Genomic DNA, 11,473 nt, shown 5'->3' with positions numbered 1-11,473 from the left:
AAATAAATGGCAATTGAATATTTAGGATTAAGTTCGATTGAAGGCCCTCTTGTCGTGGTCGACGGTGTTAGGGGGGCGGCCTATGGTGACATTGTCCGCTTCCGAACTAACCGTTCTGACCAAAAAGTGGGTCAAATCATCACAATTGAAGGCGAACATGCCCTGATACAGGTTTTTGACTCGACTACTGGAATGTCCTTGGATAACACCCATACCCACTTTACCGGTAAGGGGATGGAATTAGGCCTAGGTCCTGATATCTTAGGACGGACCTTTAACGGGATCGGCCAACCCATTGACGGCTTAGGCGCTATCCACGCTGAAGTGAGCCGTGATGTCAATGGAGCGCCCCTTAACCCGGTCTCACGGATCTATCCGCGTGACTATATCGAAACCGGTTTTTCCGCCATTGACGGCTTAACTACCCTGATTCGCGGGCAAAAGTTACCGATTTTCTCCGGTGATGGGATGCCCCATAACCAACTGGCTGCTCAAATTGCTAAGCAAGCCAAACTCGGTGACGGCGTAGACGGCGAATTTGCGGTCGTCTTTGCAGCCATGGGGGTTAAACACGATGTGGCCGATTTCTTTAAGCGGTCCTTTGAAGAGAGTGGCGCTATGGAACACGTTACTATGTTCGTTAATACCGCTGACGATCCCGTGATGGAACGTTTGATTACCCCACGGATGGCCCTCACTACCGCGGAATACTTGGCCTATGATTTAGGTAAGCATGTCCTGGTTATCTTAACCGATATGACTTCCTTCTGTGAAGCCCTGCGTGAAGTTTCTAATGCTAAGCAAGAAATTCCATCCCGTAAAGGTTATCCTGGCTACCTCTATTCCGAGTTAGCTACTATCTATGAACGGGCGGGTATTGTTAAAGGGCGGCAAGGTTCAGTGACCCAAATTCCAATTCTAACCATGCCTAACGATGACATCACCCACCCGATCCCTGACCTTACCGGTTATATTACTGAAGGTCAGGTGGTATTGGACCGGAGTATTGAAGGGAAAAATATCTATCCACCAATTAATCCCCTGCCTTCCTTGTCACGTTTAATGAAGGACGGGATTGGGGACGGCTACACCCGTGAGGACCATGACGCGGTCTCTAACCAACTCTTCGCCGCTTACTCCCAAGCTATTGATGCCCGTTCGCTGGCATCGGTTATCGGGGAAGAAGAACTTTCTGACTTAGATAAGAAATACTTAGCCTTCGGGGAAGCCTTTGAACAAGAATTTATTGGGCAAAAGCAAGATGAGAACCGGACTATTACCGATACCTTAAACTTAGGTTGGGACCTACTCCGGACCTTCCCACGGACCGAGTTAAACCGGATGGATAGTCAATTACTCGACAAATATTATGAAGACACCACTTATTCTTACAAAAAAGATGCCCTAGATAAGGATAGTAAGCAGGACGGTGAGGACTAATGGAAGTCAACCACACCCCTACCAAGGGGAATCTCATGCAGGTTGAAAAAACCTTGCGCTTATCCAAGAACGGCCACGAATTAATGGACCGTAAACGGATGATTTTAATGAATGAAATTATGTCCCTGGTGCAAAAGGCTAAGAAAGTCCAAGAGCAATTAAAGGAAGCCTATCAAAAGGCCTATGAGTGCCTCTTTGAAGCCCAGAGTGAGATTGGTTTACATACCATTGCGGACTGGGCCCAAGATGTGCCCCAATCCGATAGTCTTAGCCTCAAAGTTCGTAGCGTGATGGGCAGTGAGGTGCCTGAGGTCGACTACCAGGCTGAAGCCATGCAACCGGCCTATTCCTTCTCTCAAACCACCACAAAAATGGATGAAGCCCGGATTGCCTTTGAAACTGTTAAGGACTTAGAAATGCAACTGGCCCAAGTCGAAAACGCAGCTTACCGGCTAGCCTCAAATATCCAAAAAACCCAAAAACGGGTTAACGCCTTGAAAAATATCACTATTCCGCAATTACAAGACGCCCAAAGAGACATCTCCTCGGCCCTTGAAGAAAAGGAAAGAGAAGAATTCACCCGTCTCAAAGTGGTTAAACGCATCCTTACTGCCAAGGATGAAGCCCAAAAAGAACGCATGCGGTCTGAAGCATAAAAAAGAAGCCCCTAGAGGCTTCTTTTTTATGTCTATTAATTTATCCTTCTTGCCTTATATCTCCAAAATAAAAAGGAAGCTGATTGATTCCAGCTTCCTTTTTATTTATCTTAAGCTTTATTTTTTAGCTTGGTTTTTAGCTTCTTCCTTGCCGTCTTTGGCTTCTTTTTTAGCGGTGTCTGCAACGTCTTTTGATTTTTCTTCGACTTCTTTACCAGCTTTTTTGGCTTCGTCTTTAGCATCTTGGGCAGCTTCATCGACATATTCCTTGGTGTAGTCGTAAGCTTCTTTGACGTCATCTTTAGCCTTGTGGTATTGTTCGTTGGCTACACGGCCAGTTTCTTGTAAGGAGTCTTTAAGGGTGTCAGCACTTTCTTGTAAGTTAACGCGGATGTCGTTAGCTGCATCTGAGGTTGCTTCGTAGATGGTGTTACCCTTTTCGATAGCAAGATCAGCATAGTCCATGGCTGTATCTTTTAAGTTGTTCGCTTGGTCATTGATGTCTTGACGTAATTCTTTACCAGATTTTGGTGCGAATAATAATGCGGTTACAGCCGCTGCTGATCCACCGATAATTGCTCCGAGTAAAAATGCACCTGTTTTATTTGACATAAAATATACTTCCTTTCCTTTTTAACACATTCACACTAATCGGCTAAAATGCCTTGGTTTCAGATTGTTCTTGAGCCTTACGCATATCGCGTTTTTTCTTAAGTAATTTAGCTGATTTTCCAATCTTTTCAAAGCCAGAAACCTTGGGATCAACCTGGCTATTTTCACTGGCTTGACGTACTTTCTTATAACCAGCTTTGGCTTGATCAACTTTTTCATCCGCTTTATTGGTGATATTCAATACCAAATCGCGGGTAGAATCATTCACATCGGAAATGGAAACCCCAACATCTCCCACTGCTTGGAATAAAGGATCAACCTTAGCTACCTTACCGTTAACGTCTTCCAGTAGTTGGTTGGTCTTGTTAAGTAGGCCTTGAGCTTCTACTGAGATACCGTCGACATCGCGTCGGAGAACGGCAATTGTTTTATTGGCCTCATCAACTGTATTCACAACTTCCTTAACGGTTTGTGTCAATTGACGGATAAATAAAACAAGAAAAACCACTAAAACAGCGAAGGATACTGCAGCAATAATTGCCGCTATCTCACTCCATGTCATGCTATACATCACTCCTCACATCTTTAAGTGACTTTCTTATTTTTAATATACCTATATGATACCATTTTTTACCTATAATACAAAATATAATCGCTTCCAGTGGCTTGGCTTTACCTTTATTGAAATAACGTATAAACTATATCTATGAATAAGAAAGGAAAGTCTCAATGCAATTCATCAGTCAATGGTTCACCAATTATCTGGGCAATATCGATATTGAAAGTATTTTATCCCACTTACTGACCACCCTCTTACAGTTGGTTCTAACGGTAATCTTGCTCTACATTATTCGTCGGATTACGGTGCGTTTGATTAACACCTACTTTGACAAAACTGCCCGTTTTTCCAACAATAACTACCGTTCCAAAACCATGAAAGCCTTACTCACTAACATTACCCAGTATGTTTACTACTTCCTTCTGGGTTATTCCACCCTAGCTATTCTTGGCGTCCCAGTTGCCACGCTCTTAGCTGGTGCTGGGATAGCCAGTATTGCAGTAGGTATTGGCGCTCAGGGCTTGGTTACCGACATGGTCAACGGCATGTTCATCCTGCTAGAACACCAGCTAGACGTTGGTGATTCCGTAGTGATCGACCAAGTCAGCGGGATCGTAGAAAAAATTGGGATTAAAACCACTGTTATCCGTGGTTTCGATGGAACGATGAATTTTATCCCTAACCGTCAAATTGAAGTTGTGGTCAATAATTCACGAAACCCTATCCGTAGTGAAGTCGACCTGTCTTACTTTGCTGATACCGATATTAATGAATTCGTCACTGTCATTAAGAAACGTCTTGATGATTTGGCTCCCGACGAGAACCTATCTAAGCCACCGGTATTACTAGGGGTGACTAGAAATATTGACCACCAACTCGTTTATCGCATCCGCTTCTTCTGTGTAAACGGCAGCCAGGAAGATGTTCAAAGCAAGTATTATGAAGAACTCACCAATGCCTTAAGAGAAGCAGGCATAGAACAACCTGACTCCCAAAGAGCTGTCTCTCATATCAGCGTCGATTATAAACATGCCGAAAGTAAAAACGATGGCGAATAAAAAAGCCATGACAAATGTAGTGCCCCCAAAAAGTTGGACTAAGAATTCAACTTATGGGGGTTATTTTTTTGGATAAATATTCTTTAGAGTTTAAATTGAATGGTTCTATAATCTTTTGAAAAGACGGCTTTTTTAGCAACTCACTAAACTGTATAGTCAAGCCATTGTCTAAACTCGCAGGCTAAATGATATTGGTGTTTCTTAATCATGTAATTTGGTAAAAGTGAAGGAAACTCAACTAAAGCTCTAAATCGTAAACCATTCCCTTCTTTTTTAATTTGATGACGAACTCCGCCGATAACAGTTCCGTCTTCTAATTTTGCTGCTCCAGCTGCTTGCACAGTGAATCCTTCACCAAGCGTGGAAGTCAGCCCTGTTTCATCACCATAATATGCAAAGAAACGAGTTGGCAATGGCGACCCTCCAGTAATTTCAACGACCTCTTGCACATTTTTAGAAGTGCTGATTAGAACGAAGTGATCAGGATTAGTAGCTAGATTCATATATAAATGCTCATCCGTATTTTCTAACATAATTTTTTCTATCGAATTCATAACTTCTTCTGGTGTTTTTTTAGAGATTGGAATAACAAACTCTGTAATACTATATTTTCTACCTCTTGATAACATAGCTGCTATTTTCGAAGCAAAATTGCCGATAGTATACTTTCTTTTAAGAAGTTTTCTAAAAGTTTCTGGATGATAGGCAGACTTCAATTTTCCTAACTCAGACCGTGCATTGTCTACATCTTTACTTTCTAGATAGGAACTAAACTTTTGACTAAATTTAAAACCATGTTTCTTTAAGAATTTGTATTCTTTTTCTAAACGGCCAAGTTCCCATTCATCAATCTTTTCTTTAGAAACTACTTGTCCGTCAATTTCAAAAATCATTTTTTTCATGTTAATCTTCCTTTCTTGTCAGACTCACTTGATATTCTTTGATTGTATAAGATATTTTTTCTAGAATCTGTTTAATGGTTGAAATTTGGTCTGGTGAGAATGATTCTAACGATTCATTTATTGAGCTATAAAGCTCTTCGTGTAAATAATTATGTGATTCGTACACCTTTCGCCCATATTTTGTTAACGATATGAGTTTAGTTTTCTTATTTCCCTTTTTTTGAGAAACACTTATAAGATTCATTTTCTTTAAAGTGGGAATCTGTTGGGATACAGCTCCTTTGGTAACGCCTAATCGATCAGCTAGTTCCGTAATACTAGTTTCAGGATAATTTCCAATCACATCGATCAAGTGAATCATACTCGTGCTGAGTTTTAGATCATTAGTTATTCTGATTGGTCGTTTTTGAATATGAGTCATTAAATTATTTACTTTGATGAATTCTTCTATAACTTGATTAAACTGAATTTTATCAACCACATAAACACCTCTTTCTATTCCTTTTACCAATATAGTATAGCCCTAAACAATAAAACGCAAATAATTTGTTTAGGGCTATACTAATTTCTATTTTTATTTATCAAATTGATGTATAAATTGAAAGATATTTCACTACTACTTAGTTTTCTTAAAAGTGATACAACATTTGAACGACGTAATTTCAAATGTTGGATTGCTTTTAGATAATCTTTTACTTATTCACAATTGCTAATAGTCCAATTTTTATTTTTGTTTAGTTTTAATCTATACTGAAAAACACTTGTTGTTTTGGACAACTCATAAAGATACACAACACCAACAATTACTTGAATCGCTTTACCATTTTGTTTGTAAATAGGATTCACTAATTTCAAGTTAGTATTAATTGGTCACATTGCGTCTTTTTCAACATAATACTCCAGTTCTTTTTCTGAGACTGCGGGATAAAGTTTGAAAAATGTCTCTAAAAACTCAGGGATTTCTTCTGTGGTTTTGGCATCAATTTCCGAATCACTTTCTACTTGTTTTACCTCGTACTTTGCCTTATCAAGTTTTGCAATCATGGTAGGCAAACACGTCACAATATGATTCCTATTTTCATCTTCAAAGATCATCACTCGATAAGCAGAAGAAATTGATTGTGTCTTTTTCCCTTCCGTAATCTTTTGCTCCACTAAAAACGAAACAACAAATTTCTCTGAGCTCTTCTCAACGTCTAAGATTTTTACTGGTTGAACTTCAGAACTAGTAGGAATATCTACTCAAACCATCTCTTGACTCAAAGCGAGTCCTTCTTCTGTGAGGTATTGTCCAAGAGTACTCCTTCTCTTTCACTACCACTTTTTCATGAGTTGTATACTGATCAATGGCGGTGAAGTTTTTGTAGATTCCAAAAGCAAGGCTACAAGGCAATAAAAGCCAAAGGCCAACTCTCTACAAATATAAAGTCCAACTTATTAAGGTCACCAAAAAAGGTCACTGACTTTCTACAGTAAAATACTATTAGACAAGCGCAAAAAGGAGGCTAGGATTTTCATCCTAGCCTCCTTTTTGCGCTTGTCGCACTCTATTCCAAACGTGCTCCGGATGCAGATCGACCTCCACTTCACTAAAGGCCAGCGAATTCTCTTTGAGAATTCACTTGCCCTTTAGCTCCAGTGATCTTACCTTTTGACGCACCAGTCACACTCTATTCCAAACCTGCTCCAGTCACAGGACGAACGTCCACTTCAAAAACTGGTAACGCTCAGCTTTGCTGAGCTTATCCCAGTTTTCTCCAGTTGCTATAGCTGTTCGAAGCGCTAGCGAGTTACAGATATAGTATGCGTAGCGGTTTCGTCCTTTGTTGTGACTGTCGCACTCTATTTTATGGCAGGAATTTTTCGGGGACTTTTTCGCCATTTCTTTGGTAGAAGGTGACTTTTTCTTGGTCAGCTTGCCAGTCTAAGATGGCATAGGTGGGGGTGAGATAGTTACCACGGGGGAAACTTACGGAACCTGGGTTAATTAAATGCACCCCATCAAGGACCTGGTCATCCATGATATGTGTGTGACCATAGACAGCAATTTGACAGTCTTGTTTCTTAGCATATTCAGCGTATTTCTCTACTCCCGCCTTGACCCCATAAAGGTGGCCATGGGTATAGATCAGCCGGCCTTCTGGTGTATCGATAATCCGCTCAGCCTGGTAGGGACCAAAATCGCAATTTCCCTTCACCGGTTCAATCACATTCCAGATACTGTCGCTAGCATCTAATTCAGAATCACCGCAATGGAGCATGAGGTCAACTTGGTCTTGGTAGCGTGCAACCAGGTCTGATAAGATCTGGCTATCCCCATGACTATCTGAGATTAGTAATATTTTCATTGCAATTCCACCTTTCCTGCTTCAATATCGGCTTTGAGTTGGGCCATGGCTTGACCACGGTGACTGATCTTATTTTTTAAATCAGGGTCAATTTCTGCTGTAGTTTTTTGGTAGTCTGGAAGATAAAAGATTGAATCATAACCAAAGCCTTTACTACCCCGCTCTTCCCTTAGGATTTCTCCGGCCAAGTGACCAATATAATGTTTATAGACTTGGCCATCCGAATGACTTAAAACCAAGGCACAGGTAAATTGGGCTTGACGCTTGCCATCAGGAACAGCTTCCATAGCTAGTAAGACTTTTTGGCGGTTGGCTTGATCATTCTTGTCTAAGCCAGCATAGCGGGCCGAATAGATTCCTGGTTCTCCATTTAGGGCTTCAATTTCCAAGCCAGAGTCATCAGCAATAGTGGGAACCTGTAAGAGTTTTGCTGCTGTACTGGCTTTTTGACTAGCGTTTTCTAAAAAGCTGGATCCCGTTTCTGGAATATCATTGATTTCGGGATAATCTAAAAGGGTCTTGATTTTAAAACCTAAGGGGGCAAATAATTGTTGAAATTCCCTGGCCTTGCCAGGATTTTTGGTGGCGATTAAGAGGTCATTATTAGCCATGGTCTACTCCTTTTTTGCTTCTAATTGACTGAGGGGAATCCGACTGACTGGAATATCTTTTTGCAGCCAGGTCTTGGCAATGTCCTTAAACATGGTCACCCCTCCGGTAGTATAAAACTGATAAGTGGTGGCTTCTGGGTTCCATGAAGATTCCGCTAGATTATAGAGGTCGAGAATTGCCGAAACATCACTCACGGTTTCTGCTCCGGAATTGACCAAGCGTACCCCTGGCCCCATGAATTTTTGGATCAGAGGAGCTAATAAGGGATAATGGGTACAACCCAGAATCAGGGTATCAATAGCTGTCTGTTTCAAATCATAAAGACTTTCAGCCACGATCTTCTTAGCAATCGGCGAGGAATATTGGCCACTTTCTACTAAGGGCACGAATTTGGAACAGACCAAAGGATACAAGGTTAAATGCTTGTTATGGTCCAATAAAACATTTTGATAGAAATGACTATTAATGGTGGCTTCAGTAGCCAAAATCCCGATATGGCCGTTTTCACTATATCGATTAGCTGCCCGGGCACCGGGGTGGATAACACCAATGACCGGTATATTCACCCGTTGGCGGATCCGCTCCAGTGACACTGCTGTCGCTGTATTGCAAGCAATCACAAGCATTTTAATATTTTGCTCCAGGAGGAAATCAACTAATTCTTGGGTGAATTCGTTAATCTCTGCCTCTGGCCGGGGCCCATAAGGACAGCGGGCATTATCCCCAATATAAATTATCGACTCATTGGGCAACTGACGCATGGCTTCTTTGACGACAGTTAAGCCACCCACTCCTGAATCGAGAAAACCAATGGGACGCTTCATGGTGACACTCCTAACAATAAAAACTCAAATCAATACTTCTATTATAGCAAAAGTGCTTTTCTAATTATAGTAATCACTTAGCTAAAAATATTGAGGCTCAGGTGCTTAACAGAAAGGAGTCTTTTCTAATGTTATTTTTTATTACAATTTATTGAGACCTTAAAAGTTTAAATCTTCCGGAAAGCCCTAATTTGATAGGATTTACTCTGCTTTTAATTAGCAATGATTTTATTAGTCAGTGGATCAATATGATATATTAAATGACATAATTAATGACATTAATTTATATTACATGGTATTATAATTATAAGTACTTATTTACATACAATGTTCAATCATATTGAGGAGCGATTATATGATTACAATTAATTTTGATATCGTTCAGACACTCGGCCTTGCAGTGCTTGCCTTATTTTTTGGTAAGTGGATGACCAATGTCTTTCCGGTGCTCGAAGAATATTCCCTGCCCCCTGCCATTGTAGGTGGCTTAGCCTTTGCCTTAGTCAACATGTTTTTACGTTTGACTAACCTGGTCACATTTAACTTGGACACTTCCTTGTCTACCCTATTTATGGTGGTATACTTTACCACCATTGGTTTTTCCGCTAGTATCCAAGCCCTATCACGGGCTAAGGGTGTGGTGATGAAGTTCCTCTTTATTGCCATTTTAGCCATTTTTATTCAAAATATCCTAGCCCTAGTCTTAGGTAAATTCCTAGATATCCCCGGTCCCTTGGCCCTATTGCTCGGTTCCCCTGCCTTAGTCGGCGGCCCAGGGACGGCGGCAGCTGTCTCCCCTACTATTGTCAACTTGGGTTATGACAATGCGACCTCGGTAGGGATTATTGCAGCTACTTTGGGAATTGTATTGGGCTCACTTTCTGGTGGTCCAATTGCCTCAGGTATTGCCAAAAAATACTCCCTATCCGCTAAAGATGAGAATGCCTCAGCAAATACTAGCAACCGCTACCACCGCCATCCCCAGCACCAACGCTTAACCGCTGAACGGATTGGTTATATGTTGTATGGCACCTTACTAGTGATTTTTGTAGGAACCTTTGTCACTGAAATCATTAACACAGTCGTAGGAAAATTAGTGGGTGGAATCACCTTCCCCGTTTATATTGGTCCGATGATTGTGGCAGCCACCGCCCGTAATATTTCTGATGCCAAGGAGCACTCTATCCTTGATGATGCTGCTCTGGATGTGACTTCAGATATCTCTCTCAATCTCTTTCTAGCCTTAACCATGGTGGGATTAGAGTTATGGACCATTATTGATATGGCTCTACCCATGCTTTTAATTATTGTGGCAGAAACAGTCGTTACTCTAGCTTTTGCTCGTTATATTGTCTTTCATACTATGGGGAAAAATTACGACTCGGCCGTGATGACTGCAGGATTTATTGGCTTTGGGATGGGGTCCTCCTCCAACGCCATGGCCTGCATGCGGCAAATCACTCATGAATATGGTGCTAGCCCTTTAGCCTTTCTAGCAGTTTCTATCGTGGGAGCCCTCTTTATTGATTTTATCAATATCTTTGCTATCTACGGCTTCATCCATCTGATTGCTTAGGCCAGCTGGTAGTCATCGCTTAACTTTCTTTTCCCTGATAATTTGTTTATGATAGATATGAACAATGTTCTATTTCACAGGAAAGGAAGACCCTCATGCGGATAGCACTCATTGCCCACGACAGTAAGAAAGAACTCATGATCCAATTGACCACTGCCTACCAGGATATTCTCAGTCAGCATGACTTAGTGGCGACCGGGACCACTGGCAAACGCGTCAGTCAAGCGACTGGTATCAAAGTCCATTGTTACCAATCGGGTCCCTTAGGTGGTGACCAGCAAATTGGAGCTGAAGTTTCACAAAATCAGATCGATTGCGTCATCTTCTTAAGAGACCCCTTAGCGGCCATGCCTCATGAACCAGATGTGAATGCCCTGATTCGTCTTTGTGATGTCTACAATGTTCCCTTAGCGACCAATATTGGCAGTGCAGAAGTGCTAGTCCGCGGCTTGGGCGCGGGGTTAATCAATTGGCGAGAGGACTATGCCGAGGGACAGGTTAACCGCGACATTCGCGAAAATCTCAGTCACGGCAGCGTCAACCGCCCACTTAAAGAAGATTGAGCAAAATAATAAGGTCAACTCAGACTTCTCGATTAAGAGAGAATCCGAGTTGACCTTTTCTTTTTTACTTATTTTCTAGTGCTCAACCTGCCGCCAGTTATGGTTATTCCACCATAATAGGGCTGACAAGACAAACACTGAAAGGTATAAGGCATAGACGACAAAATCAGTATTTAACTGGGTTCTTGCCATCAAAAAGTCGTCAATGGGAAAGGCTGCGTAATAAATCGCATTCATAAGGATAAGAAACATACTAAGATTAGCTCGAAGGTAAATCGACGGATTTATCTTCGAGCTATTTCTTTTTTTAGATATAGTGTAAG

At 41.4% G+C, this 11,473-nt stretch carries 12 protein-coding genes and 1 pseudogene; 5 read left to right on the top strand and 8 right to left on the bottom strand.

What is annotated here, in order from left to right:
* Window positions 1–6 precede the first annotated feature (6 nt).
* Window positions 7–1,440, top strand: a complete 1,434-nt coding sequence (locus JFU01_RS00065) for a V-type ATP synthase subunit B (protein WP_195851077.1) — start codon at window positions 7–9, stop codon at window positions 1,438–1,440.
* Window positions 1,440–2,096 carry a V-type ATP synthase subunit D gene (locus JFU01_RS00060; RefSeq protein ID WP_195855346.1) on the top strand — a complete coding sequence of 219 codons (657 nt, stop codon included), beginning with the start codon at window positions 1,440–1,442 and terminating at the stop codon, window positions 2,094–2,096. Before JFU01_RS00065 ends, JFU01_RS00060 begins: the two co-directional genes overlap by 1 nt.
* Before the next feature lie 117 nt (window positions 2,097–2,213).
* On the opposite strand, the gene JFU01_RS00055 is transcribed toward JFU01_RS00060, so the two are convergent.
* Both JFU01_RS00055 and JFU01_RS00050 read right to left on the bottom strand, forming a co-directional pair.
* On the bottom strand, window positions 2,214–2,708 hold the full coding sequence (locus JFU01_RS00055) for a YtxH domain-containing protein (protein WP_070559836.1): 495 nt from the start codon (window positions 2,706–2,708) through the stop codon (window positions 2,214–2,216).
* A gap of 43 nt (window positions 2,709–2,751) precedes the next feature.
* Window positions 2,752–3,270: a DUF948 domain-containing protein gene (locus JFU01_RS00050; RefSeq protein WP_013668516.1), complete on the bottom strand. Its 519-nt coding sequence runs from the start codon at window positions 3,268–3,270 to the stop codon at window positions 2,752–2,754.
* A gap of 167 nt (window positions 3,271–3,437) precedes the next feature.
* On the opposite strand from JFU01_RS00050, the gene JFU01_RS00045 reads away from it, so the two are divergent.
* Window positions 3,438–4,325, top strand: coding sequence for a mechanosensitive ion channel family protein (locus tag JFU01_RS00045; protein WP_195855345.1), 888 nt, complete (start codon window positions 3,438–3,440; stop codon window positions 4,323–4,325).
* Window positions 4,326–4,468: 143 nt separating this feature from the next.
* On the opposite strand, the gene JFU01_RS00040 is transcribed toward JFU01_RS00045, so the two are convergent.
* The 6 genes and pseudogenes from JFU01_RS00040 to racE all read right to left on the bottom strand — a co-directional run bounded on the left by JFU01_RS00040 (window position 4,469) and on the right by racE (window position 9,011).
* The gene (locus tag JFU01_RS00040; RefSeq protein ID WP_195855344.1) at window positions 4,469–5,227 is read right to left on the bottom strand and encodes a hypothetical protein; all 759 of its coding nucleotides are present in this window, start codon (window positions 5,225–5,227) and stop codon (window positions 4,469–4,471) included.
* A 1-nt stretch (window position 5,228) separates the two neighbouring features.
* The gene (locus JFU01_RS00035; protein ID WP_195855343.1) at window positions 5,229–5,738 is read right to left on the bottom strand and encodes a MarR family transcriptional regulator; all 510 of its coding nucleotides are present in this window, start codon (window positions 5,736–5,738) and stop codon (window positions 5,229–5,231) included.
* A 185-nt stretch (window positions 5,739–5,923) separates the two neighbouring features.
* A pseudogene (locus JFU01_RS00030) lies at window positions 5,924–6,620 on the bottom strand (conjugal transfer protein).
* A gap of 454 nt (window positions 6,621–7,074) precedes the next feature.
* The gene (locus tag JFU01_RS00025; protein ID WP_195855342.1) at window positions 7,075–7,575 is read right to left on the bottom strand and encodes a metallophosphoesterase; all 501 of its coding nucleotides are present in this window, start codon (window positions 7,573–7,575) and stop codon (window positions 7,075–7,077) included.
* Window positions 7,572–8,186: an XTP/dITP diphosphatase gene (locus tag JFU01_RS00020; protein WP_195855341.1), complete on the bottom strand. Its 615-nt coding sequence runs from the start codon at window positions 8,184–8,186 to the stop codon at window positions 7,572–7,574. The genes JFU01_RS00025 and JFU01_RS00020 overlap by 4 nt, the downstream gene beginning before the upstream one ends.
* Window positions 8,187–8,189: 3 nt before the next feature.
* Window positions 8,190–9,011 carry a glutamate racemase gene (gene racE, locus JFU01_RS00015; RefSeq protein ID WP_195855340.1) on the bottom strand — a complete coding sequence of 274 codons (822 nt, stop codon included), beginning with the start codon at window positions 9,009–9,011 and terminating at the stop codon, window positions 8,190–8,192.
* Between the two features lie 355 nt (window positions 9,012–9,366).
* Here racE and JFU01_RS00010 point away from each other — a divergent pair, with 355 nt between their 5' ends.
* Window positions 9,367–10,587: a sodium/glutamate symporter gene (locus JFU01_RS00010; protein WP_195855339.1), complete on the top strand. Its 1,221-nt coding sequence runs from the start codon at window positions 9,367–9,369 to the stop codon at window positions 10,585–10,587.
* A 95-nt stretch (window positions 10,588–10,682) separates the two neighbouring features.
* Entirely contained in the window at window positions 10,683–11,150 is a 468-nt protein-coding gene (gene mgsA, locus JFU01_RS00005; RefSeq protein WP_195855338.1) for a methylglyoxal synthase, read from the top strand.
* Window positions 11,151–11,473: the final 323 nt, after the last annotated feature.

Source organism: Aerococcus sp. Group 2, assembly GCF_905125285.1.
Lineage (GTDB): Bacteria > Bacillota > Bacilli > Lactobacillales > Aerococcaceae > Aerococcus > Aerococcus urinae_E.
The sequence above is the reverse complement of the archived record's forward strand: the minus strand, read 5'-3'. Positions and strand labels throughout refer to the sequence as shown.